The sequence below is a fragment of the Bradyrhizobium sp. STM 3561 genome (assembly GCF_045571455.1).
GTDB lineage: Bacteria > Pseudomonadota > Alphaproteobacteria > Rhizobiales > Xanthobacteraceae > Bradyrhizobium > Bradyrhizobium vignae.
The window spans coordinates 1,558,957-1,584,112 of sequence record NZ_CP120695.1; the positions used below are offsets into that span (position 1 = coordinate 1,558,957).

Consider the following 25,156-nt stretch of genomic DNA (forward strand, 5'->3'; position numbering starts at 1 on the left):
TCTCCGGTCAGGATGCGACGCCGGCGATCGCCAGCACGGTATGCATGAGGACGTTGGTGCCGGCGGCGCAGTCGCCCTGCGTGGCGTCCTCGAGCTCGTTGTGGCTGATGCCGTCCTTGCAGGGCACGAACACCATCGCCGCCGGCATGACGGTGTTGAGGTTGCAGGCGTCGTGGCCGGCACCGGAGGTGATGCGGCGGGAGGAATAGCCGAGCGTCTTCGCGGCGTTCTCGACTGCCGCAATCAGCTTCGGATCGAAATGCGTCGGCGCCTTGCGCCAGACCAGGTCGATCTTGACCTCGACCTTGCGGCGTGCGGCGATGTCTCCAATCGCGGCGCGCAAATCGCGATCGAGCGCGTCCATGATGGCGTCATCCGCGCTGCGGCAGTCCATGGTGAAGGCGATCTCGCCGGGAATGACGTTGCGCGATGGGTTTGCGATCACGGCTTCGCCGATGGTGCCGACTGCGTTCGGTCCGTGCTTCTTCGCGATGGACTCCATCGCCAGTACGATCTCCGACAAGGTCGCCAGCGCATCGCGTCGCAGCAGCATCGGGGTCGAACCCGCATGGCTCTCGAAGCCGGAGATCTTGCCGTCATACCACAATACGCCCTGACCGGAATCGACCACGCCGATGGTCTTGCCCTCCGCTTCCAGAATTGGACCCTGCTCGATGTGCAATTCGACGAAGCAGCCGAGCTTCTGGAAGCCGACCGGCTTGTCGCCGCGATAACCGATGCTGTCGAGCGCCTGGCCGACGGTCGTGCCTTCGGCGTCCTTGCGCGACAAAATGTCGTCGGTGGTGAAGTCGCCGACATAGGCGGCAGAGGCCATCATCGCAGGTGCGAAGCGCGAGCCTTCCTCGTTGGTCCAGTTGACGACGCAGATCGGCGCCTCGGTCTCGATGCCGGCATCGTTCAGCGTGCGGATTACCTCCAGCGCGCCGAGCGTTCCCAAAATGCCGTCATACTTGCCGCCGGTCGGCTGGGTGTCGAGATGCGAGCCGATACCGACCGGCGGCTTCGACATGTCGCGTCCCTTGCGCAGGCCGAATATCGAGCCAAGCGCGTCGACGTGGACCTCCAGGCCGGCATCCTCGCAGGCCTTGCGGAACCAGTCGCGCACCTGTTTGTCTTCGCTGCTGAGCGTCAGCCGCCGCACACCGCCCTTGGCGGTCGCGCCGAATTGAGCAGTTTCGTGGATGGAGCCCCACAGGCGGGCGGAATCGATTTGCAGATTGGTGGCGGCTCGGCTCATGCGGTCAGTCCATTTTGGCTGTCGTTCGGGAGCGGCTCGAAGAGCCGAACCCGGAATCTCGAGATTCCGGGTTCGATGCTGTCGCATCGGCCCGGAATGACGTTGAAGGTTGTCCGGCGCTTTTTCAATGACGCGCCAGCGCGGGCGCGTCAACCGCGAGGCTGCTCTGCGCAATCTGCCGTGCGAGTTCGGCAACGCGCTCCACGGCGACGACGTCGGGCGAGGCGAGCCAGCTCGCGGTGAAGGTCAGCGGCGCGATCGCAAGATCGGTGTCGAGCAGTTGCAGCCGCCCGTCGGCAAGCTCGTTCTCGACGATGGCGTCGGGGATTACGGCGATACCGAGTCCCTCGACCGCCATATGGATGACCGTCGCCAGTGAGGCGGAGGCATGCAGGCGGATCGGCGGCAGCTCCGGGCGGTCGAACACCTCGCGCACGACTTCGTAAGGCTTGGTCTTGCGCGGGAACGTGATGATCGGAAACCGCGCAAGCTCCGCCGGCGTCACCGGCCCCTTGCCGAGCCCGAGCGAGGGGCTGGCGAGGAAGCCGATCGGATAATCGGCGAGCACGCGATTGTGCACACCGGAGGCGGACAACGGCCCCACCACGAAAGCGAGCTCGATCTCCTGCGCGAGCAGGCGCGCGGTCAGGTTCGGCGTGATGTCGACTTCGATCTCCAGCGACAGGTTCGGGTAGACCTCGTTCACGCTCTTCACGAGCCGCGGCAGCCAGGTGTGCACGATGGTCTCGGCGACGCCGAGCCGCATCACCCCGCGCATCGCCGAGCGGTCGCCGATCTCCGCCATCATCTGCGCGCGCAGGCCGATCAGCTTCTCCGCATAGACCATCATTTGCCGGCCGCTCGGCGTCGGCGAGGCGATGCGATGATCGCGGTTCAGGAGCTTCACGCCCATCTCGCGTTCGAGCTGGGCGATGCGCTGGGAGATCGCCGGCTGGGTGGTGTTGAGCCTTTGCGCGGCGCCACGAAAGCTGCCGAGCTTCACAACCCATAGGAACGTCTCGATCGACCTGAAGTCCAGCATTGGAAGGATTTTCCTAGTCGATAAATCAGATTTATCGAGATTGATTAGAAACGACGATTAGACTTTATAGCACGCTTGGTGTTGGCTTGTCTTTGTCGAGTTTATAGGCAGGTCGATCACATGACTGTTTTGGTGGCAGCGCAGCAAACTGAAACGCCCGACGCCCTTCCGAGCCGTAAGGCTCGGCTCGCCTACCGCGCGGGGCTGGTCGCCTCCACCGCCGGCGTCGCCCCCGGATACGTTCAGGGCAATCTGGCGATCCTGCCGGCGGAATATGCCGGCGCCTTTCACCGCTTCTGCCAGCTCAATCCGAAGCCGTGCCCGATCATCGGCATGTCCGACGTCGGCAGTCCTTTCATCCCGTCGCTCGGCGCCGATCTCGACATCCGCACCGACGTTCCCCGCTACCGCGTCTGGCGTGACGGCGAAGTCGTTGACGAGCCGACCGATGTGTCCAAGTATTGGCGCGACGATCTCGTGACCTTCGTGCTCGGTTGCTCCTTCTCGTTCGAGGAGGCGCTGCTGGAGGAGGGCATGCCGATCCGCCACATCGAGAAGAACGTGCGCGTGCCGATGTATCGCACCAACATCGCCTGTGGTGAGGCGGGACCGTTCGCCGGTCCCATGGTTGTGTCGATGCGTCCTTTCAAGCCGGCGGATGCGATCCGCGCGGTGCAGATCACCTCACGCTATCCCGCCGTGCACGGCGCGCCCGTGCATCTCGGCCATCCGCATCTGATCGGTATCAAGGACATTGCGAAGCCCGACTACGGCGATCCGGTGCCCGTCGCGGATGACGAGATCCCGGTGTTCTGGGCCTGTGGCGTGACGCCGCAATCGGTGATCAACGCCGCGAAGCTCCCATTCGCGATCACGCATTCGCCCGGCTTGATGCTGGTGACGGATCTCAAGAACAGGGCCATGGCCGTGATTTAGTGGGCAGCGTTTGCCGCTTCTTCAGGCTTTACCGAATCCATCAATCGCTTCATTCGATCGGCCGAAATTCAGTAACAGGGGACATTGCCATGACGATCACTCGCCGCGACGTGTTGTTGGGAGCCACCGCCACTGCCGCTCTGGTGCCGCTGGCAGCGCGCGCACAGACCTCGGAAGTCGTGATCGGCGTGATCTATCCGTTCTCCGGCGGCAGCGCGCAGCAGGGCGTCGACGCGCAGAAGGCCTATGAGACTGCGCTCGAGGTCATCAACAAGGACACTGATTTCGACCTGCCGCTGGCCAAGGGCGAGGGCCTGCCGGGTCTCGGCGGTGCGAAGATCCGTCTCGTGTTCGCCGACCACCAGGCCGATCCGCAGAAGGGCCGCGCCGAGGCCGAGCGCCTGATCACGCAAGAGAAGGTCTGCGCCATCATCGGCACCTATCAGAGCGCGGTGGCCGTCACCGTCAGCCAGATCTGCGAACGCTATCAGGTCCCGTTCGTTTCCGCCGACAACTCCTCGCCGAGCCTGCATCGCCGCGGCCTGAAATATTACTTCCGCGCTGCGCCGCATGACGAGATGTACTCGGCCGCGATGTTCGACTTCTTCGACGCCATGAAGAAGAAGGGCGCCAAGATCGAGACGCTGTCGTTGTTCCACGAGGACACCATCTTCGGCACCGATTCCGGCAATGCCCAGACCAAGATCGCCGGTGAGCGCGGCTACAAGATCGTCACCGACATCAAGTATCGCACCAACTCGCCCTCGCTCTCGGCCGAGGTGCAGCAGCTCAAGACCGCCAATGCGGACGTGCTGATGCCCTCGAGCTACACCACCGACGGCATCCTCTTGGTCAAGACCATGGCCGAGCTCGGCTACAAGCCGAATGCAATCGTGGCGCAGGACGCCGGCTTCTCCGAGAAGGCGCTCTATGATGCCGTCGGCGACAAGCTCGAAGGCGTGATCTCGCGTGGCACCTTCTCGCTCGACCTCGCGCAGAAGCGCCCGATGGTCGGCAAGATCAACGAGATGTTCAAGGCGCGCTCGGGCAAGGATTTCAACGACCTCACCTCGCGCCAGTTCATGGGCCTGATCATTCTCGCCGACGCCATCAGCCGCGCCAAGTCGACCGACGGCGAGAAGATCCGCGATGCGCTGGCGGCGACCGACATTCCGGGCGAGCAGACCATCATGCCCTGGAAGCGCGTCAAGTTCGACGAGATGGGCCAGAACAACGACGCCGACCCGGTGCTGCTGCAATATGTCGGCGGCAAGTTCGTCACCATCTTCCCGCCGCAAGCCGCGATCGCGGAGGCGATCTGGCCGATGAAGTAGGTGTTGGGGGGCAAGCATTTGGCAGTTTAGCCAATAGAGCTGCCTCACCGCACGTCATTGCGAGCGAAGCGAAGCAATCCAGAAATGGATCCACGGAGACAGTCTGGATTGCTTCGTCGCAAGGCCTCCTCGCAATGAGGAGGAGGTAGTTTCCGCGCTTATCCAGTCATTTGTGGGGGACGACTTTTGACAGCCCAAGCCATTATCCAAAGTCTCGCGAGCGGCCTTCTTATGGGCCTGCTCTATGGACTGATCGCGGTCGGCCTTGCGCTGATCTTCGGCCTGATGGACGTCGTGAACTTCGCCCATGGCGAGTTCCTGATGATCGCGATGTATGCGAGCTTCTTCCTGTTCGCATTCTTTGCCATCGATCCCTTGCTGTCGGCGCCGCTGGTCGCCGCGGCGCTCTTCGTGTTCGGGGCAGTGGTCTACCTGCTCGTTGTACGCTTCGCCATGCGGGCCAAGGCCAATGCCGGCATGGTGCAGATCTTCTCCACCTTCGGCCTCGCCATCGTGATGCGGGGCCTCGCGCAATTCTTCTTCACGCCGGACTATCGCAGCATTCCGCAGTCCTGGCTCGGCGGCAAGACGGTGTCGATCGCGGGCATCTTCCTGCCGGAGCCGCAGCTGATCGGCGCGCTGGTCTCGATTCTCGCCTTTGCCGGCCTCTACTTCTTCATCAATCGCACCGATTTCGGCCGCGCGCTGGAGGCGACGCGTGAGGATCCCGGCGCCGTCGCCCTCGTCGGCATCGACAAGAACCGCGTGTTCGCGCTCGGCTGGGGCTTGGGTGCCGCACTGGTCGGTCTCGCCGGCGCGATCATGGCGGTGTTCTTCTACATCTATCCCGACGTCGGCGCGTCCTTCGCCCTGATCGCCTATGTCACGGTGGCGCTCGGCGGCTTCGGCAGCGTGTTCGGCGCCTTCGCCGGTGGCATCATCGTCGGCCTCGTCGAGGCGGTTACGGCCCTGGTGCTGCCGCCATCGCTGAAGTCGGTCGGCATCTACGCCGTCTATCTCCTGGTCGTGTTCATTCGGCCGCGTGGCCTGTTCGGATCGATGTGATGGACAAGAATTTCGCTGCGCGGCGCCGCCGCGACCTCATCATCGCCGCGGTTCTGGCCGGGCTCGCGGCGCTGGCGCCGCTGTTCATCAAGGACGTCTACGTCCAGAACATCCTGATCCTGACCTTGATGTATGCGGCGCTGTCGCAGAGCTGGAACATCCTGTCCGGCTATTGCGGCCAGATCTCGCTGGGTCACGCGCTCTATTTCGGCATCGGCGCCTACACCACCGAGCTCTTGTTCACCAAGTTCGGCGTGCTGCCCTGGTTCGGCATGCTCGGCGGCGGCGTGATCGCCGCACTCATCGCGATGGGACTCGGCTATCCCTTCTTCCGCCTGCGCGGCCATTACTTCGTGATCGCGACCATCGTCGTTGCCGAAATTGGCCTGCTGCTGTTCCAGAACTGGGAGTGGGCGGGAGCCGCGATGGGCATCACCATTCCGATCCGCGGCGACAGCTGGCTGAAATTCCAGTTCCTGCGCACCAAGCTGCCATACTTCTATTTCGCGCTGGCGCTCTGCTGCCTCGCCTGGTTCGTCACCTGGTGGCTGGAGGACTCCAAATGGGGCTTCTGGTGGCGCGCAGTGAAGGACAATCCGGAGGCGGCCGAGAGCCTCGGCGTCGTCGTGTTCAACTCCAAGATGGGCGCGGCCGCCGTTTCCGCCTTCCTGGTCGCGATCGGCGGGGCCTTCTATGCGCAGTTCCTCGCCTATATCGATCCTGAAAGCGTGATGGGCTTCCAGTTCTCGCTGCTGATGGCGCTGCCGGCCGTGCTCGGCGGCATCGGCACCCTCTGGGGGCCGGTGCTTGGCGCCGCCATCCTGATCCCGATGACGGAGCTGACGCGCTCCTATATCGGCGGCTCCGGTCGCGGCGTCGATCTCATCGTCTATGGTGCGCTGATCGTAGCGATCTCGCTGGCGTTGCCGCGAGGCTTGGTGAGCCTGTTCTCCCGTGCAAAACCGAAGGGAGCCACGCGATGACCGCACTCCTGGAAACCCGCGGCGTCTGGCAGCGCTTCGGCGGCCTGGTCGCCAACAGCGACGTCTCGATCTCGGTCGGCCGCGGCGAAATCGTCGGCCTAATCGGTCCGAACGGTGCCGGCAAGTCGACGCTGTTCAACCTCATCGCCGGCGTGCTGCCGCCGACCCAAGGCTCGATCTGGTTCGACGGTGAGGATGTCACCCACATGCCGGCGGCCGAGCGCTGCCAGCGCGGAGTGGGCCGCACCTTCCAGGTGGTCAAGAGTTTTGAGACCATGACCGTCGTCGACAACGTCATCGTCGGTGCGCTCGTGCGCAATACCGTGATGCGCGAAGCCCGTCGCAAGGCGCATGAGGTGCTCGAGTTCACCGGACTTGCCGGGCGCGCGGACGTGCTCGCGAGCGACCTCGTGCCGGCCGAGAAGCGCCGCCTCGAAGTCGCGCGCGCGCTCGCGACCGAGCCAAAGCTGCTGCTGCTCGACGAAGTCCTCACCGGTCTGACGCCGACCGAGGCGCAGACCGGCGTCGCGCTGGTGCGCAAAGTGCGCGATGCCGGCATCACCGTCTTGATGGTCGAGCATGTGATGGAGATCGTGATGCCCTTGGTCGACCGCGCCATCGTGCTCGACCTCGGCAAGGTGCTGGTCGAGGGCAAGCCTGCCGACGTGGTCCGCGATCCCAAGGTGATCAGCGCATATCTGGGAGATCGTCATGCTGTCGGTGCGTGAAGTCACGACGGCCTATCAGGGCCTGGTCGCGATCTCCGCGGTCTCGATCGAGGTCGAGAAGGGCGAGATCGTCTGCGTCGCCGGCGCCAACGGCGCGGGCAAGTCGACGCTGCTGAAATCCATCGCCGGCGCCGAACGTCCGCGTTCTGGCACGGTGACGTTCGACGGCAAGCGCCTCGAGGGGATGGCACAGCATCACATCACCGCAACGGGCATCGCCTATGTGCCGGAAAACCGCCGCCTGTTCCCGCGCCTGTCCGTGCGCGACAATCTTCGCCTCGGCAGCTATCTCTATCGCAGCGAAGCCGACCGCGAGGGGCCGCTCGATCTCGTCTTCAACCTGTTTCCGCGCCTCTCCGAGCGCCTGGAGCAGCGCGCCGAGACGCTAAGCGGCGGCGAGCAGCAGATGCTCGCCATCGGCCGCGCGCTGATGACGCGCCCGCGGCTCTTGATGCTGGACGAGCCGTCGCAGGGCATCATGCCGAAGCTGGTCGACGAGATCTTCCAGGCGGTGAAGCGCATCCGCGACGCCGGCATGACCGTGCTGATCGTCGAGCAGCGCATGGCCGAATGCCTCGAGATTGCCGACCGCGCCTACATCCTGCAGACCGGCCGCGTGCTGATGCAGGGCCCGTCCGCGGAGATCAAGGGCAATCCGGATGTGAGAAAGGCGTATCTGGGGCTGTAACCACAAGCGCGCTGCCGTAGCCCTGATGAGCGTAGCGATATCCGGGACGGGCGGTCCCACATGTCGCTGCGCTCATGCGGGCTACGATGATCGCCACAATCTCAGTCATTGCGAGCGTAGCGAAGCAATCCAGAATCCCTCCGCGGAAAGACTCTGGATTTCTTCGCGGAGCCTGTCATCGGGCCGCGCTTCGCGCGGACCCGTTGGCTCGCAATGACGAGCAGGGAGCCGGGCTCAATGCCCGTGCCCATGCTCGGGCAGCGTCACCCCGAACACCTTCACCAGATCCTTCACCTGCTCCGGCGACAAGTACCGCGGGTTCATCCCGCGCAGCAGCAGGTACAGCTTCGCCGTCTCCTCCAGTTCCTCCGTGGCGAACACCGCAGCCTCCAGCGTGTCGCCGGCGACGACCGGGCCGTGATTGGCGAGCAGCACGGATGAATATCTCCCGGCGAGACCCTTGATCGCATCCGCAACGGCCGGGTCGCCCGGGCGGTAATAGGGCACGAGGGCGGTGGCGCCGCATTTCATCAGGTAATAGGCCGTCATCGGCGGCAGCGCGGCACGCGGGTCGATCTCGGGCAGCATCGAAAGCGCGACCGAATGGGTGGAGTGCAGATGCACGATCGCCCGCGCAGTCCCGCGCGTGTCGTAGAGCGCCGTGTGCAGCGGAACTTCCTTGGTCGGCGCATCGCCCGAGACCAGCTGACCTCGGCTATCCAGCCGCGACAGCTTCGCAGGTTCGAGGAAGCCGAGCGAGGCGTTGGTCGGCGTCACCAGCCAGCCGCCATCGTCCAACCTGACGCTGATATTGCCGGAGGAGCCCGGCGTCAGCCCGCGCTCGAACAGGGACCGCCCGAAGCGGCAGATATCCTCGCGCAGCAATGTCTCGTTGCTCATGGCCGTCATGCCTGCTTGTCTCACGCTTTGGCAGCGCGGCCAAGCCGTGATATTCGGTTGCCAGGCTGCCGCAAAGGGCGGCTATTCGGGAAACGTTCAAGGGTCAGTTGCATGTCCGCCTCCACGTCACAAAATCAGCGTATCGCCGTCGTCGGGCTCGGCTCGATGGGTTTTGGCATGGCGACCTCGCTGAAGCGCGCCGGCCATGCCGTGACCGGCTGCGACGTCTCGGCGGATGCCGTCGCGCGCTTCGTGAAGGATGGCGGCGCGGGCGCCAGGACCCCGGCCGAAGCGGCCAAGGAGGCCGATATCGTCGTCAGCGTCGTCGTCAATGCGGCGCAGACTGAGGCGATCCTGTTCGGCAAGGATGGTGCCGCCGAGACCATGCCGAAGGACAGTGTCTTCATATCCTCCGCCACCATGGATCCCGACGTGGCGCGGCGCCTCGCCAAGCAGTTGGAGGCGACCGGCCGGCACTATCTGGATGCGCCGATCTCGGGCGGGGCCCAGCGCGCCGCGCAAGGCGAGTTGACGATTCTCGCCTCCGGTAGCTCCGCCGCTTTTGCCAAGGCGCGGCCCGCGCTTGATGCCATGGCGGCAAAGCTGTACGAGCTCGGCGATGCCGCCGGACAGGGCGCGGCGTTCAAGATGATCAACCAGCTTCTCGCCGGCGTCCACATTGCTGCCGCCAGCGAAGCCATGGCCTTTGCGGCCAAGCAGGGCCTCGACATCCGCAAGGTCTATGAGGTGATCACGGCATCCGCCGGCAATTCCTGGATGTTCGAGAACCGCATGCCGCATGTGCTGGACGGCGATTACACACCGCGAAGCGCGGTGGAGATCTTCGTCAAGGACCTTGGCATCATTCAGGACATGGCGCGCAGCGCCAGATTCCCGGTGCCGGTCTCTGCCGCAGCGCTCCAGATGTTCCTGATGACATCAGCCGCCGGCATGGGCCGCGACGACGATGCGTCGGTCGCGCGTATGTATGCGCAGGTCACCGGCGTCAAGCTGCCCGGCGACAAGTAAGCAAGAGGATCTGCAATGCCGCGTTTCGCCGCCAATCTCTCGATGATGTTCACCGAGGTGCCGTTCCTCGACCGCTTCGATGCCGCCGCGCAAGCGGGCTTCACTGCCGTCGAGTTCCTCTTTCCTTACGAGCATCCGGCCGAGGTGGTCGGCGAGCGGCTGCGGCGCAACGGCCTGACGCAGGCGCTGTTCAACTTGCCGCCCGGCGACTGGAACGCCGGCGAGAAGGGTTTTGCGGCGCTCCCGGCGCGATTCAATGATCTCAAGGCGAGCCTGGAGACGGCGCTGCCTTATGCCAAGGCGACCGGCGTCAAGCGGCTGCACCTGATGGCCGGCATCGCCAACCGCGGCGAGCGCGTCGCGATCGAGGCCTTCTACAAATCGGTGGCATGGACCGCGGAATTCTTCGCGCCGCACGGCATCGACGTCGTGATCGAGCCGATCAATGCGCGCAACGTGCCCGGCTACTTCCTCAACGATTTCGGCTTCGCACGTGATCTGATCCAGGAGCTGAGGCTCGCGAACCTGAAACTCCAGTTCGACATTTATCACTGCCAGATCATCCATGGCGACGTCACCATGCGGCTGCGCGAGATGATGCCGATCATCGGCCACATCCAGATTGCCAGCGTTCCCTCGCGCAACGAGCCTGACGGCGAGGAGTTGAACTATCCGTTCCTGTTCGAAGAGCTCGACCGGCTCGGCTATGCCGGCTTCGTCGGCTGCGAATACAATCCGCGCGGCAAGACCACCGACGGCCTCGCCTGGTTCAAGCCTTATGCTGGAGTGAAGTCGTGACACTTGCGTTGGGCTGCATCGCCGACGACTATACCGGCGCCTCCGACCTCGCCAATACGCTGACGCGCGCTGGCTTGCGCACCGTGCAGACCATCGGCGTGCCTGCCGACGATCTCGCGCTGCCCGAGGTCGACGCCGTCGTGGTGTCGCTGAAGAGCCGCTCGATCGAGGCGGGCCTTGCCGTGTCGCGCTCGCGTGCGGCGGAGGCGTGGCTGCGCGGCCGCGGCGCGGGCCACGTCTTGTTCAAGATTTGCTCGACCTTCGATTCCACCGATGCCGGCAATATCGGTCCCGTCATGGACGCGCTGCGCGCCGATTGCGGCGAGGGTGCCGTTCTGGTGACGCCGGCCTTCCCGGAGACCGGCCGTACCGTCTACCAGGGCAACCTCTTCGTCGGCGCCGTGCCGCTCAACGAGAGCCCGCTGAAGGACCATCCGCTCAACCCGATGCGCGATTCCAATCTGGTGCGCGTGCTGGCGCGTCAGAGCAGGACGCAGATCGGCCTCGTCGATCTCGCCACCGTCACGCGCGGGGCGGATGCCGTGCGGGCGCGACTGGCCGAGCTGGCGGGCAAGGGCATCGGCGCTGCGATCATCGACGCCGTGTTCGATCGCGACCTCGAGACCATCGGCCTTGTCGCCGCCGGACATCGGCTCTCGGTCGGTGCCTCCGGCATCGGCCTTGGGCTCGCGCGCGCGTTGGTGTCGACGGGCAAGGTCAAGTCGGCGTCACCGAGCGGCGAAACCGGCGCTGCGGTCGGCGGGCTGGCGGCCTGCCTTGCCGGAAGCTGCTCGCAGGCGACCCTTCAGCAGATCACCAACGCCGAGCGCATCATGCCGGTGCTTCATCTCGATCCAGACCGCATCATTATGGGGGCAGGCGAAGTGCAGCGCGCGCTGGACTGGGCAAGACCACGACTGGGCGAGGGTCCGGTGCTGATCGCATCGAGCTCGACACCCGATCAGGTCACCGCGCTGCAAGCGCGCCACGGTCGCGACGCCGCCGGCCATGCGATCGAGCAGGCCATGGCCGATATCGCAGAAAACCTCGTCAAATCAGGCGTGCGGCGACTGATCGTTGCCGGCGGCGAGACGTCCGGAGCCGTTGTCGATCGGTTGAAGATTCCCGGATTTCTCGTGGGAGTGGAAATTGCGGCAGGCGTTCCGGTGCTGCGCGCGGTCGGCGCCGAAAGCGACATGCTGCTCGCTCTGAAGTCCGGAAATTTCGGCGGCGGAGAGTTTTTCTCCGATGCGCTTATGCTCATGCGCTGAGCACAGTGCATTCTTTGCTGCCTGTTCATTTCATTGAGCTCCGTACTCGTACGGAGTCGCAGTTAACATTTGCGCAGGTGCTCTGGTGTTGGATGTCGGTGCCGCTCCTTTTAGTTGATTCGTAAAGTTTCCGGACGCGCCACCGCGTCAGCACAAAGAGACCCGATTATGCTCGCCACCATTTCCATCCGCGCCAAGATTATCAGTGTCGTGGCGTTCCTGCTGGTCGTGATGGCCGGCATGGGGCTGCTCGCCGTCATGAAGATGCGGACGATCAACGCCAACACCGTCGATATCACCACGAACTGGATGCCCAGCGTCCGCGTGATCGGCGACCTCCGTGCCGGCGTCATCACCTACCGCAACGTGATCCGCGAGCACATGCTGGCGGAGACACTGGAGGAAAAGCTTGCGGCCGAGAAAACCCTGGCAACAGTGGTCGAGGCGAACACGAAGTTCCGCAAGTCTTATGAGGGTATGATCGCCTCGCCCGAAGAGAGAGCACTGTACAGCGAGTGGTCGAAAAAGTGGGAAGAGTACAAGAATGGCACCCAGGAAGTCATGGCGCTGTCGCGCCGGGATGCCAACAAGATCCCGCACGACGCGCACGAGCTGGACAGCAAGACAGTCAACAAGATCGGGCTTGAGGCCGATGCCATCCTGGCCAAGGATATCGAGCTCAACACCAAGGGCGGTGATCAGGCCGCTGCGGATGCCGCCGATACCTTCTATTACGCCTTCATGCTGGTTGCGATCATCCTGGGCGCCGCCGTCATCTCCGGCATCAGTGTCGGCTTCTACCTCGTCCGCGACGTCTCCAGCGGCATCAATTCCATCATCCAGCCGATGCAAGCGCTCGGCAAGGGCGACCTTTCCGCCGAAGTCCCGCATCGCGGCGAGAAGACCGAGATCGGCGCCATGGCCGACGTGCTCCAGATCTTCAAGGAGGCGCTGATCGCCAAGAAGGCCGCGGACGAAGCCGCCGCGGCCGATGCCGAGGCCAAGATCGAGCGCGGCCGCCGCGTCGACAACATCACGCGCGAATTCGAAACGATGATCGGGGAGATCGTCCAGACCGTGTCGTCGGCCTCGAGCCAGTTAGAGGCCTCCGCCTCGACCCTGACTGCGACCGCCGACCGCTCGCAGCGGCTTGCGACCACGGTTGCCGGTGCTTCGGAGGAAGCCTCGACCAACGTGCAATCGGTGGCCTCGGCCACGGAGGAGATGGCGTCGTCGGTCGGCGAGATCAGCCGTCAGGTGCAGGAATCGGCGCGGATGGCGGGCGATGCCGTCGGCCAGGCGCGTGCCACCACCGAGCGCGTCAGCGAACTCTCCAAAGCCGCCTCGCGCATCGGGGATGTCGTCGAGCTGATCAACACCATCGCCGGCCAGACCAATCTCCTGGCGCTGAATGCCACCATCGAGGCGGCGCGCGCGGGCGAAGCCGGTCGCGGCTTCGCTGTCGTCGCCTCCGAGGTGAAGGCGCTAGCCGAGCAGACCGCGAAGGCGACCGGCGAAATCGGCCAGCAGATTTCCGGCATCCAGGCGGCGACCAACGACTCGGTCGGTGCGATCAGGGAGATTTCCTCGACCATCGAACGTCTGTCGGAGATCTCGTCGGCGATCGCGGCGGCGGTGGAAGAGCAGGGCGCGGCGACGCAGGAGATCGCCCGCAACGTGCAGCAGGCCGCGCAGGGCACCCAGCAGGTGTCGTCCAACATCACCGACGTTCAGCGCGGTGCGACCGAGACCGGCACAGCCTCCTCGCAGGTGCTGTCGGCGGCCCAGATGCTGTCGAACGATTCGAACCGGCTCAAGACCGAGGTCGGCAAGTTCCTCGCCAACGTCCGTGCGGCGTAGGACGCGCAGCTGCATGGCTGCGATGTAGATTCCGCAGTGCGGTAGCAGGGAAGTGAATGCGTGAAAGCCGCCGGAGGTTAGCGTTTCCGGCGGTGCTCAGGTAAAGGGGACGGAGGATCCCCGTGGGGGCGGATTCCGTGATTGCTCTGGTCCGTATTGCCCTGAGCCGGCCTTATACGTTCGTCGTGCTGGCGCTGCTGCTGCTGATCATCGGACCGCTCGCGGCGCTGCGGACCCCGACCGACATCTTCCCGGACATCCGCATTCCCGTGATCGGCGTGGTCTGGCAGTATACCGGGCTGCCGCCGGATCAGATGTCAGGCCGCATCACCACGCCCTTCCAGCGCGCACTGACGACCACCGTCAACGACATCGAGCACATCACGGCCAACTCCTACAACGGTTTTGGCATCATCAAGATCTTCTTCCAACCTAACGTCGACATCCGCACCGCCAACGCGCAGGTGACCGCGATTTCGCAGACGCTGCTCAAGCAGATGCCGCCGGGTGCGACGCCGCCCTTGATCCTGAACTACTCGGCTTCTACCGTACCGATCATCCAGGTGGCGTTGTCAGGTGAGGGGCTCACCGAGCAAAACCTCGCCGACATCGGCATCAACCAGCTTCGCACCCCGCTGGTCACCGTGCCTGGCGCTGCGATTCCCTATCCATTCGGCGGCAAGCAGCGCCAGGTCCAGATCGACCTCGATCCGACCGCGCTCCAGGCCCGCGGCCTGTCCGGCCAGGACGTCGCCAATGCGCTTGCCGCGCAAAACCTGATCACGCCGGTCGGCACCCAGAAGATCGGCCAGTTCGAATACAACATCCAGCTCAATAACTCGCCGCTTCGGATCGACGAGCTCGGCAACCTGCCGATCAAGACCGTCAACGGCGCCATGGTCTATGTGCGCGACGTCGCCACCGTGCGTGACGGCAATCCGCCGCAGACCAACATCGTCCATGTCGACGGCAACCGCTCGGTGCTGATGATGGTGCTGAAGGCGGGCGCGACCTCGACGCTCGATATCATCGCCGGCATCAAGCAGAAGGTCATCGACGTCAAGGATCAGTTGCCCGACGCGCTCAGAATCGGCTTCATCGGCGACCAGTCGGTGTTCGTCCGTGGCGCGATCGAGGGCGTCGCCTTCGAGGGCGTGATCGCGGCGCTGCTGACCAGCGTCATGATCCTGTTGTTCCTCGGTAGCTGGCGCTCGACCATCATCATCGCGGTCTCGATCCCGCTCTCGGTGTTGGGCGCCATCATCATGCTGTCGGCGATCGGCGAGACGCTGAACATCATGACGCTCGGCGGCCTCGCGCTTGCGGTCGGCATCCTCGTCGACGACGCCACCGTCACCATAGAGAACATCAACTACCATCTGGAGCAGGGCAAGCCGGTCGAGCAGTCGATCCTCGACGGCGCCAACCAGATCGTGACGCCGGCGTTCGTGTCGCTGCTCTGCATCTGCATCGTGTTCGTGCCGATGTTCTTCCTGACCGGCGTCGCGCGCTTCCTGTTCGTGCCGATGGCTGAAGCGGTGATGTTCGCGATGATCTGGTCGTTCATCCTGTCGCGCACTTTGGTGCCGACCATGGCGAACTACCTCCTGCAGGCGCATGTCCATCACGAGGGCGCTCCGCCGAAGTCGCGCAATCCTTTTGTCTGGTTCCAGCGCGGTTTCGAGGCACGGTTCGAGCGCGTCCGCGGCTTCTATCGCGGGCTGCTGGGCCTTGCACTGGCGCATCGCGCGGTGTTCGCGATCGGCTTCGTCTGCGTGGTCGGCGCGTCCTTCGCGCTGGTGCCGTTCCTCGGCCGGAATTTCTTTCCCGCGGTCGATGCCGGCAACATCCTGATGCATGTCCGCACGCAAGTGGGCACCCGCGTCGAGGAGACCGCCAATCAGCTCGCCGACGTGCAGAAAGCAGTCCGCAAGCTGATCCCCGGCGAGATCGAGACCATGACCGACAATATCGGCATGCCGATCTCCGGCATCAACATGACCTACAACAACACCGGCGTGATCGGCCCGCAGGACGGTGACATCCAGATCAAGCTGAAGGAAGGCCACAAGCCGACCGAAGAGCACGTCAAGGTGCTGCGTGAGCAATTGCCGCGGCTGTTCCCCGGCGTCAGCTTCGCGTTCCTGCCGGCCGACATCGTCAGCCAGATCCTGAATTTCGGCGCGCCGGCGCCGATCGACCTGCAAATCCGCGGCGCCAATCTCAGTGCCAACTTCGCCTATGCCAACAACCTGCTGGCCAAGGTCCGCAAGATTCCGGGCGTCGCCGATGCGCGCATCCAGCAGTCGCCGAACAATCCGACCTTCAACATCGATGTCGATCGCACCCGCGCGCAATATGTCGGCCTGACCGAGCGCGACGTCACCAACAGCCTCGTGGTCAATCTCGCCGGCTCCTCGCAGGTGGCGCCGACCTACTACCTCAATCCTGATAACGGCGTGTCCTACTCGATCGTGATGCAGACGCCGCAATACCAGATCGACTCGCTCAGTGCGCTGCAGACGCTGCCGATCACGGCTGCCGGCAATGCGCAGTCGCCGATCCTCGGCGGCATCGCCGACATCAAGCGTTCGACCTCGAGCGCGGTGGTGTCGCAATACGACATCCAGTCGATGGTGCAGATCTTTGCCACGACCTCGGGCCGCGACCTCGGCGCGGTCGCCGCCGACATCCGAAAAGTGATCGCCGACACCGCCAAGGAGGTTCCGAAGGGCTCGTCCGTGGTGCTGCTCGGCCAGGTGCAGACCATGAACAGCGCCTTCACCGGACTCTTGTTCGGCCTGCTCGGGGCCGTCGTGCTGATCTATCTCCTGATCGTCGTGAACTTCCAGTCGTGGTCCGATCCGTTCGTGATCATCACCGCGCTGCCGGCCGCGCTCGCCGGCATCGTCTGGATGCTGTTCACGACGGAGACCACCCTGTCGGTTCCGGCGCTCACCGGCGCGATCATGTGCATGGGCGTTGCCACCGCCAATAGCGTGCTCGTGATCTCCTTCGCGCGTGAGCGCTACGAGGAGCTCGGCGATCCCATCGCCGCCGCGCTCGAAGCCGGCTTCGTCCGGTTCCGCCCCGTCCTGATGACCGCGCTCGCCATGATCATCGGCATGGCGCCGATGGCGCTGGGGCTCGGCGAAGGCGGCGAGCAGAATGCGCCGCTCGGCCGCGCCGTGATCGGCGGCCTGATCTTTGCAACCTTCGCCACGCTGATGTTCGTTCCCGTGGTGTTCAGCATGGTCCACAAGAAACAAGGCGTCAAAGCCGCCGCCGCATTGGAGACTCCGCATGTCCCCCACTGAACCCCGCTCGGCGGTGTCGCACCGGAAACTGGGCATCTTCGGCGTGATGGCGTTGATTGCGGCGGGCCTTGTCGTCGGCACCGGCATCAGGGCCCGCGAGGAGCAGGGCATCAAGCTGAAAGAATGGACTGACGACCAGGCCGTTCCGAGCGTGGCGGTGACGCTGCCCAGCGCCAAGGACCTCAACGCCACCATCGATCTGCCGGGCCGATTGGAAGCCTACTACCGCGCGCCGATCTTCGCGCGCGTCTCGGGCTATCTGAAGAGCTGGAGTGCCGACATCGGTGCCCGTGTCAAAGCCGGCCAGGTGATTGCCGAGATCGAGGCGCCCGATCTCGATCAGCAGCTGCTGCAGGCGCGCGCCGACCTCGCCAGCCAGCAGGCCAGCGCCAGGTTGTCGGAGGCAACGCTCAACCGGCGCAAGACGCTGGTCGCCTCCAACTTCGTCTCGGCGCAGGAGATCGACGAACGCACCGCCGACCTCTCCAACAAGAAGGCGGCCGTCAATTCGGGGCAAGCCAATGTCGAGCGGCTGGAAGCGCTCGCCGGCTACAAGAAGATCACCGCGCCGTTCGACGGTGTCGTCACCGCGCGCGACACCGACGTCGGCGCGCTGATCAATGCCGGCGGCGGTTCGGGGCCGGCGATGTTCGTGATATCAGACATCACCAAGCTGCGCGTCTACGTCAACGTGCCCCAGAACTACGTGCCTGCGATCAAGATCGGCGCCAAGGCCACCATCACGCTGCCGGAATATCCAAACCGGACCTTCCAGGCGACGGTGGAGGCCTCCTCGCAGGCCGTCGATGTCGCCTCCGGCACCACGCGCATGCAGCTCGGGCTCGACAATTCCTCAGGCGAGCTGATGCCTGGCGGCTATGCCAGTGTGAAGCTGAACCTGCAGCATGACGCCGCGCCGCTCAGCATTCCCGCCAGCGCCCTGATCTTCAACGGCAGCGGCCTGCGTGTGGCCACCGTCGGCGCGGACGACAAGGTGCGGTTCAAAACGGTGGCGATCGCCCGCGATCTCGGCCGCGAGATCGAGCTGGCCTCGGGGATTACCGCGGATGACCGCGTCATCACCGCTCCGCCGGATGGCTTGTCGGATGGCGATCCGGTTCGCGTCGTTGGCGCCGGCGCCAAGGGCAAGCCGGCGACCGCGTCCGAGAAGCAGCCGCCGCGGAGCTAAGGCATGATCCGGAAAAGTGCGAAGCGGTTTTCCGGAAAGATCATGCGTAAACAACAAGCTAAAGCGCGATGACGATTCATCCAAATCTCATCGCGCTTTAGGTCAGTCCAGTGCCCGGGACGCAGCGCAGCATGAAATGATGCGCTGCTGCGCCGGGACCCATCTCTCTCCCAGCGGTACACGTTGCTGTCTGAGTCAGCTACGCCACCCGCCACTCCGGCACGCCATCCGCAGCCATCGCTACCTCACCGAGCGAGCCCACCGGCGTGCGATCCATGTCGAGCAGATGCGCCAGCGTCGCACTATCGCTCGCCGGAATCCGCGCCAGCGTACGCCGATCATCGGTCGTGCGCAGCATCACCACGCCATGCTCGACATCGCCGCCGCGGCCGTAGAGCACGGTAAAGCTCTCGACTTTGCCCTTGCCTGAGGCCTCCGTGACGAACTCCGGCACCGCGTGCTTGTTGCGGTCCGCTTCGCCTTGCACGCTCGTCTCCTGCGCCAGAGTCTCGCGGGGCGCCGTCTTCGACACCACCAGCGCGTGATGCTTGGTGACGAAGCCGCCCTGGCCGTAGAGCAGGCCGAGTCTTGCGCCACCGCGCACACGCCGCACCATCGCGCAGGCCGCATGCGTCATGTAGGTGTTGAGCGGAGCGCCAAAGAAGGTGAGGCCGCCGGTCACGGTCGGCTGCACGTCGGCAGAAAGGCCCAGCGTCCGCCGCGCCATCTTGGGTACGCACGGAAAGCAGCTGTAGAGCTCGATCGCGTCGAATTTCCTGCCGTCGCCGCCGGCGATGTCCATCACGCTTCTGAGCACCGCGTTCTGCGGATGGCTCTCGTAAAACTGGTCGCGCAACAGATAATCGCGCGGCTCTTCCGCCGAGGCGCCGCCGAGCGGATAGACCAGCTTATCTTGCGCGATACCGAGTGCCCGCGCCTTGGCAAGGCTCGTGAGCAGCAGGGCACCACCCATGTTGACGCTGGGATTGGCGACCATCAGCTTGTTATAGGGCCACGCGATCAGGCGGTTGTCGGCGGTCGGGGTCGTGATCTCCTCGGGCACATAGCGCCGCTTCAGCCAGGCATTGGGATTTTGTGCGGCGGCTTCCGAATAGCGCGACCACAGCGTGCCGGACTCCGCCATCGCCTCGCGCGGCGTCTGGCCCCAATGCGCAGCGGAGGCCGCCTCGTAGAAGGGATAGACCGTGACCGGGCGGAACACGCCGAGCTTCACCGCCAGCGGCTTCTGGAACGCCGCGCCGCGCTTGGGCTCCTCGACATCATGGGCGAACGGCGTCCATGGCAGCTTGACGCCGGCGCGCTCCGCCTTGGTCGCGGTCGACTGCGCCTCCGCGCCGCACACTGCGGCGACGCCGCATTCCCCGCGCGCGATGCGCTTGGACGCTTCGTGGACGTAGCGGACCGGACTCTCGCCGCCGACCGGGCCGTAATAGCAATGCGCGGGCGAGATGCCGAAGCGCTGCGCCAGGAGCTTCTCCGGATCGCGATAGCGCCAGCTCAGGAAGTTGACGACGTCGAGCGACTGCACCTCGCCGAGCAGCTTTGCGCCGGCATCAGCCTCGGCGCGCCGCAGTGCCTGTTCGAGCAGATCGAGCGGCTCGAGACCATCGGTGATCTCTTTCGGGCGGTCGACGATCTCGCCAATGCCGACGATGACGGGGATGCGGTCTTCGGAGATGGGGTTCTTGTCAGTCATAATCTCGATTCACGACGTTAGTTGCTTCGTCAATTGCGAGGAGCCCGCGACAAAATTGCGAAGCAATTCTGCGCTGGCGACGAAGCAATCCAGAAATGGATCCGCGGAGGCAGTCTGGATTGCTCACATGGGGATTTGGTGTGTCAAGGCGGTTTGTTCAGCTCTTTGTTCGATTGCAGGCCAGCTCTTCGTCCCGACCGTGGAGCACGTAGGATGGCGCGCGCAGATCGAGTCAAGGTCGGCCCGTAGGGCCGTCGCGAAGCGACTTGGCCTTGACTCGAGCGAGCACGCCATCAGGCTTTGGCAGTCGGGGCAGCGGGCGGATAACTCCTTTTCGTCAGGCGATCCAAGGGTCGAGCCGGTTTTTGCAATCTGGTTTGCTTGCCAGATCAAACTCACATTCGGTCGCCGCGCGGCGGCGGCTGCACCAACATTCCGCTTGCGGCGGGCAGGCTCGAGAGGACGAGACCATTCTTCGTTACGGCGTTTGAAGCCATGCAATCCATCGGTTCGTCCACCCGGATCGGCCGAGGCTGATCAATCTCGGCGGATTGGCTTTGAGGCTGAGGAGCGTGGTGTCAGGCGGCGGCCTTTATCTCGGCTCCCTCGATCACCACGCCCGCGGTCACGTACTTCCAGAGGGCCACGAGCAGCTTGCGCGCGAGCGCCACGATCGCGCGCTTGCGGCCGCGTTGGCTGTGCACCTTGAACCACTGGGTCAAAGCCGATTGAGGCTGGTGGCGTACCCAGAGCCAGGCGAGCTGGATCATCGTGGTTCTCAGGCGCGGATTGCCAGCCTTCGACACGCCTTGCTCGCGCTCGATGCCGCCACTGCGCCATGGCGTGGCTGCAAGGCCGGCATAGGATGCAATCTGGCGGCGGTTGGCGAACTGCCGGTAAAAGGCCTCCGACCAGAGAACGGCCGTGAAGTTCGGGCCCAGGCTCTTCAGTTCGAGCAGCATTGCCACCGGGTTCGATACGGTCTTCTCCCCCGCCGCCTTGCTCGCGGCCAGCAACGCATCCTGCTCGCGCTCCACCGCCGTGATCTGGTCGAGCAGCAGTTCGAGCCGGTCGAGTTCGCGGCTGATCTGCGCCTTCAGATGCGCCAGCAAGGCGCGCCCGTCGCCCGTCCGCAAGGCCTCCAGCCGCTTCCGCCGGTCTCGCCGCAGCGGCGCGTAGTCGAAGATCCCTTGCGCGAACAGAAGACCCTTGATCCGGTTCACATGCTCGATCCGCTCCGCGATCAAGGTCTCTCGCTCGCGGCACAGCCTACGGCGGTCCTCCTCTGCCGGAGAGGGCGCAACGACCATGGCGCAGACCCGTACCTCGCCGCGCTTGTAGGCCAGCAGCGTCCGCAACAGCGTCTCGCCATCCAGCCGGTCCGTCTTGGCCCGCCGGCGCCGGCGCGGCGTCGCAATCGAGGCCGGATCGACTACGTGGCTCTCGATGCCTTCCTGCTGCAGGGCGCGGTGAAGCCAGAACCCGTCCAGCCCCGCCTCCTGGATCGTGATGAGCGGATAGCTCTCACCCGTTCGCGCCTGCGCCTTGCGCTTCAGCTCCGCAAACAGCTTCAACAGTTCCGAAAGGTCGCCGGCCTTCATGCTGCGTTTGGACATCTTCTCGCCCTTGCAGGGCGACAGCGAAGTGACCAGCCATGTCGAACGGCTTAGTTCCAATGACACAAAAATTGCGCCAAACTGCGTGCGGATAGCGGCCAGTCCGTCGGAAGGATGATCGAGCAACATCGTCGTCTCCAGGTTGAATGGATTCAGCAACCCTCAGTCTGGCCTCAGACCTGGTCGCTATCCACTCCCCATGGAATCTTCGCTGCCCTCGCAATGACGATGCAGTGACTACTGCGCCACCAGCGCATTCATGTGCTCGACGGCTTCGGCGAACTCTTCCTTGAACTCCTGCACCACGGCACCCGCCGATTTCACGCTGTCGATCAGGCCGACGCCCTGGCCGACGAAATAGCTGACGAGATCGCGCGCCTTGGCGTTGCCGCTCGCGGCGGCTCGGTCGATGGAATGGAAGGCGTCGCGGCTGATGATGCTCTGCAGCGGCATCGGCAGCGCGCCCGGGCTGTCCGGCGCGCGGTCCCAGGCATCGGTCCAGACCGAGCGGAGCTGCCGTGCCGGCTTGCCGGTGCGGCCCTTGGAGCGGACGGCGTCGCGGGAGGACGCCGCGATCATCTTCTCGCGGAAAATCTCCGTGGTCTCGGCCTCGACGGTGGCAAGCCACACCGAGCCGGTCCAGACGCCGGCCGCGCCCATCGCCATGCAGGCCGCCATCTGCCGTCCCGTCATGACGCCGCCGGCCGCCAGCACCGGCACGTCGCGAATGGGCTTGATGGCCTTGATCACCTCCGGCACCAGCACCATGGTTGAGACCTCGCCGCAATGGCCGCCGGCCTCGGTGCCCTGCACCACGAGGATGTCGACGCCGGCCGCGACCTGGCGCAGCGCGTGCTCCTTGGCGCCGACCAGCGCCGCGACGGGGACGCCGCGCGTCTTGCCCATTTCGATCATCGCCTTCGGCGGCACGCCCAGCGCATTGGCGATCAGCCGGATCGGATGATTGAAGGAGACCTCCAGCAGCTGAAGCGCGGTCTTCGCATCGAACGGTTGCGGCTGGTTGTCCGCGACGTCGGTGGTGGTCAGTTCGATGTCGTACTTCTTCAGGAGATTTCGCGTGTAATCGCGGTGCTCTTGCGGCACGCGCGTTTCCAGTCTCTTCCAGGTGACGTCCTTCTCACCCGCGGTCGAGATGTTTTCGGGGATCAGCACATCGATGCCATAAGGCTTGCCATCGACGTGATCGTCGATCCACCTCAGCTCGCGCTCGAGCGTATCAGGCGTGTGCACGGTCGCGCCGAGCACGCCGAAGCCGCCGGCGCGGCTGACGGCGGCGACGACATCGCGGCAATGGCTGAAGGCGAGCAGTGGGAATTCGATACCCAGCATGTCGCAGATCGGCGATTTCATGGTTCTCTCCCGGCAGCAGCCTTCCGCGTTGCTGTTGTTGCTTTGCTTGCGAAGGCCCCGCGACGCTAGCCCATCGTCGCCCGCGATGCCAATCCGGATTTGGCGGCGCATCTTGCGTACAGGCGCCACGAAGCGGATGAGCCATTCCGCTCTACAAAATAAGCAGCCCAGAGCCTGCCGATTTGCCTCTTGCGCTTTCGAGGACGAAAGCAAATGCTGGCGTACAACAACAGAAAAATCAGGGAGCGCCAATCAATGTCGTCAGCGCAATCGAACCCCGCCCGCGCCGCCGAGGCCTACGATGTGGTCGTCGTCGGCGCCGGCTTTGCCGGCATGTACATGCTGCATCGCTTGCGCGGGCTCGGCTTCTCCGCACGCATATACGAGCAGGGCGGCGGCGTCGGCGGCACCTGGTATTGGAACCGCTATCCCGGCGCGCGCTGCGACGTCGAGAGCATGCAATATTCCTACTCGTTCTCCGAAGAGCTCCAGCAGGAATGGGACTGGAGCGAACGCTACGCGCCGCAACCGGAGATCCTGAAATACGCCAATCACGTCGCCGATCGCTTCGATCTGCGTCGCGACATCCAGTTCAACACCCGGGTCGAGCGCGCTGTGTTCGACGAACGCGCGGAGCGCTGGTCGGTGACGATCTCCGACGGAAAGACCGTTCAAGCGCAGTTCGTCGTGCTTGCCACGGGCTGCCTTTCGAATGCACGCAAGCCCGACATCAGGGGGCTCGAAGATTTCAAGGGGCCCGTCTACCACACCGGCAACTGGCCGCATGAAGAGGTCGACTTCACGGGCCTGCGCGTCGGCCTGATCGGCACGGGATCATCGGGCATCCAGTCGGCACCCGTCATCGCCGAGCAGGCGAAGCATCTCACCGTGTTCCAGCGTACAGCCAATTTCTCCGTTCCGGCCCGCAACGCCGCGCTGACCGCTGAGGAACGCAGCGCGTTCCGCAGGAACTATCCCGAAATCCGTCGCTTCGCCCGCGTGGTCGCCCGCAATGGCATCTATGCCGCGCAGCCGGATCGTGGCGCGCTCGATGACGACGACGATGTCAGGCGCGCAAAGTATTCGGCGCGCTGGGAGCGCGGCGGGCTCACCTTCATGTACGCCTATAACAATCTCGCCCTCGACCGGGCCGCGAACGACACCGCGGCGGATTTCGTGCGCGGCAAGATCGCCGAGATCGTGAAGGACCCTGAGACCGCAAAGCTGCTTCAGCCGAACAGCCATCCGATCGGCACCAAGCGCATCTGCGTCGACACCGACTATTTCGCAACCTTCAACCGTTCCAACGTCTCGCTGGTCGACATCAAGATCAATCCGATTCAAGAGATCACCGCAAACGCCGTGCGCGTCGCGGGGAAGGACCACGAGGTCGATGCGCTGGTGCTTGCGACGGGGTTCGACGCGATGACCGGCTCCGTCGCCAGGATCGACATTTTGGGTCGTGGCGGGCAGACGCTGAAGCAGAAATGGGCGGGAGGTCCAAAGACCTATCTCGGCCTGATGAGCGCGGGCTTTCCGAACCTCTTCATCATCACTGGCCCGGGCAGCCCCTCGGTCCTGTCGAACATGATCGTGTCGATCGAGCAGCATGTCGACTGGATCGCAGACGGCCTCGTCCACATGCGCAAGCAGCGCCTCGCGACGATGGAGGCGGGCAGGGAAGCCGAGGAGAGATGGGTGGCGCATGTCAACGAGATCGCCCACGGCACGCTCTATCCGCAGGCCAATTCCTGGTACATGGGGGCCAACGTCCCCGGCAAGCCGCGCATCTTCATGCCCTATATCGGCGGCGTCGGCGTTTACCGGCGGATCTGCGAGGAGGTCGCCGCGAAGGGATATGAAGGATTTGTGATGAAGCACGAGGAGCAGCCGCAAGCCGCGGCGTCCTAGGTGGCGCCGTCATTCCGGGCTCGCCCTGCGGGTGCCCCGAAATGAGATGGGGGAGGGGTGCCATGACAAAACGTGGAGTTGGCCCATCCGACAATGCATTTCGGCGCCCTTGTCATCGGCCGTTCGCGGGCTAATTAATGCAG

19 protein-coding genes are annotated in these 25,156 nt (G+C 64.4%); 13 read left to right on the forward strand and 6 right to left on the reverse strand.

Going from position 1 to position 25,156, the window contains the following annotated elements; translation table 11 throughout:
- Positions 1-7: 7 nt before the first annotated feature.
- Complete coding sequence (locus P6U28_RS07065; protein WP_407122000.1) at positions 8-1,258, reverse strand: Zn-dependent hydrolase; 1,251 nt, start codon at positions 1,256-1,258, stop codon at positions 8-10.
- 124 nt (positions 1,259-1,382) lie between these two features.
- Positions 1,383-2,300 (reverse strand): LysR family transcriptional regulator, encoded by a 918-nt coding sequence (locus P6U28_RS07070; RefSeq protein ID WP_122404274.1) that lies wholly within the window; start codon positions 2,298-2,300, stop codon positions 1,383-1,385.
- A 120-nt stretch (positions 2,301-2,420) separates the two neighbouring features.
- On the opposite strand from P6U28_RS07070, the gene P6U28_RS07075 reads away from it, so the two are divergent.
- The 6 genes from P6U28_RS07075 (at position 2,421) to P6U28_RS07100 (ending at position 8,034) form a co-directional block, all read left to right on the forward strand.
- Positions 2,421-3,236, forward strand: coding sequence for a putative hydro-lyase (locus P6U28_RS07075; protein ID WP_209295575.1), 816 nt, complete (start codon positions 2,421-2,423; stop codon positions 3,234-3,236).
- 89 nt (positions 3,237-3,325) lie between these two features.
- Positions 3,326-4,570, forward strand: a complete 1,245-nt coding sequence (locus P6U28_RS07080; RefSeq protein ID WP_162500370.1) for an ABC transporter substrate-binding protein — start codon at positions 3,326-3,328, stop codon at positions 4,568-4,570.
- Between the two features lie 186 nt (positions 4,571-4,756).
- The gene (locus P6U28_RS07085; RefSeq protein WP_122404271.1) at positions 4,757-5,635 is read left to right on the forward strand and encodes a branched-chain amino acid ABC transporter permease; all 879 of its coding nucleotides are present in this window, start codon (positions 4,757-4,759) and stop codon (positions 5,633-5,635) included.
- Complete coding sequence (locus P6U28_RS07090; protein ID WP_407122002.1) at positions 5,635-6,618, forward strand: branched-chain amino acid ABC transporter permease; 984 nt, start codon at positions 5,635-5,637, stop codon at positions 6,616-6,618. The genes P6U28_RS07085 and P6U28_RS07090 overlap by 1 nt, the downstream gene beginning before the upstream one ends.
- Complete coding sequence (locus tag P6U28_RS07095) at positions 6,615-7,346, forward strand: ABC transporter ATP-binding protein (RefSeq protein WP_122404269.1); 732 nt, start codon at positions 6,615-6,617, stop codon at positions 7,344-7,346. The genes P6U28_RS07090 and P6U28_RS07095 overlap by 4 nt, the downstream gene beginning before the upstream one ends.
- Positions 7,330-8,034, forward strand: coding sequence for an ABC transporter ATP-binding protein (locus P6U28_RS07100; RefSeq protein WP_122404268.1), 705 nt, complete (start codon positions 7,330-7,332; stop codon positions 8,032-8,034). The genes P6U28_RS07095 and P6U28_RS07100 overlap by 17 nt, the downstream gene beginning before the upstream one ends.
- A 234-nt stretch (positions 8,035-8,268) precedes the next feature.
- On the opposite strand, the gene P6U28_RS07105 is transcribed toward P6U28_RS07100, so the two are convergent.
- Entirely contained in the window at positions 8,269-8,943 is a 675-nt protein-coding gene (locus P6U28_RS07105; protein ID WP_162500369.1) for an aldolase, read from the reverse strand.
- Positions 8,944-9,045: 102 nt separating this feature from the next.
- On the opposite strand from P6U28_RS07105, the gene ltnD reads away from it, so the two are divergent.
- The 6 genes from ltnD to P6U28_RS07135 all read left to right on the forward strand — a co-directional run bounded on the left by ltnD (position 9,046) and on the right by P6U28_RS07135 (position 18,398).
- Complete coding sequence (gene ltnD / locus P6U28_RS07110; protein ID WP_122404266.1) at positions 9,046-9,963, forward strand: L-threonate dehydrogenase; 918 nt, start codon at positions 9,046-9,048, stop codon at positions 9,961-9,963.
- A 15-nt stretch (positions 9,964-9,978) separates the two neighbouring features.
- A complete protein-coding gene (gene otnI / locus P6U28_RS07115; RefSeq protein WP_122404265.1) occupies positions 9,979-10,761 on the forward strand; it encodes a 2-oxo-tetronate isomerase in 783 nt (260 codons plus the stop codon).
- Positions 10,758-12,032 carry a 3-oxo-tetronate kinase gene (otnK, locus tag P6U28_RS07120; protein WP_122404264.1) on the forward strand — a complete coding sequence of 425 codons (1,275 nt, stop codon included), beginning with the start codon at positions 10,758-10,760 and terminating at the stop codon, positions 12,030-12,032. Before otnI ends, otnK begins: the two co-directional genes overlap by 4 nt.
- Before the next feature lie 168 nt (positions 12,033-12,200).
- Entirely contained in the window at positions 12,201-13,892 is a 1,692-nt protein-coding gene (locus P6U28_RS07125; RefSeq protein WP_122404263.1) for a methyl-accepting chemotaxis protein, read from the forward strand.
- Between the two features lie 137 nt (positions 13,893-14,029).
- Positions 14,030-17,209: an efflux RND transporter permease subunit gene (locus P6U28_RS07130; protein ID WP_122404262.1), complete on the forward strand. Its 3,180-nt coding sequence runs from the start codon at positions 14,030-14,032 to the stop codon at positions 17,207-17,209.
- Positions 17,196-18,398, forward strand: a complete 1,203-nt coding sequence (locus P6U28_RS07135) for an efflux RND transporter periplasmic adaptor subunit (protein ID WP_122404261.1) — start codon at positions 17,196-17,198, stop codon at positions 18,396-18,398. Before P6U28_RS07130 ends, P6U28_RS07135 begins: the two co-directional genes overlap by 14 nt.
- Before the next feature lie 199 nt (positions 18,399-18,597).
- Here P6U28_RS07135 and P6U28_RS07140 read toward each other — a convergent pair whose 3' ends face one another.
- The 3 genes from P6U28_RS07140 to P6U28_RS07150 all read right to left on the reverse strand — a co-directional run bounded on the left by P6U28_RS07140 (position 18,598) and on the right by P6U28_RS07150 (position 23,102).
- Positions 18,598-20,115: an acetyl-CoA acetyltransferase gene (locus P6U28_RS07140; RefSeq protein ID WP_122404260.1), complete on the reverse strand. Its 1,518-nt coding sequence runs from the start codon at positions 20,113-20,115 to the stop codon at positions 18,598-18,600.
- Positions 20,116-20,693: 578 nt separating this feature from the next.
- Entirely contained in the window at positions 20,694-21,860 is a 1,167-nt protein-coding gene (locus P6U28_RS07145) for an IS110 family transposase (protein WP_122406339.1), read from the reverse strand.
- 108 nt (positions 21,861-21,968) lie between these two features.
- Positions 21,969-23,102, reverse strand: a complete 1,134-nt coding sequence (locus P6U28_RS07150) for a nitronate monooxygenase (protein WP_407122005.1) — start codon at positions 23,100-23,102, stop codon at positions 21,969-21,971.
- Positions 23,103-23,357: 255 nt separating this feature from the next.
- Between P6U28_RS07150 and P6U28_RS07155 the strand changes: the two genes are divergently transcribed.
- On the forward strand, positions 23,358-25,013 hold the full coding sequence (locus P6U28_RS07155) for an NAD(P)/FAD-dependent oxidoreductase (RefSeq protein WP_122404259.1): 1,656 nt from the start codon (positions 23,358-23,360) through the stop codon (positions 25,011-25,013).
- The last annotated feature ends 143 nt before the right edge of the window (positions 25,014-25,156 follow it).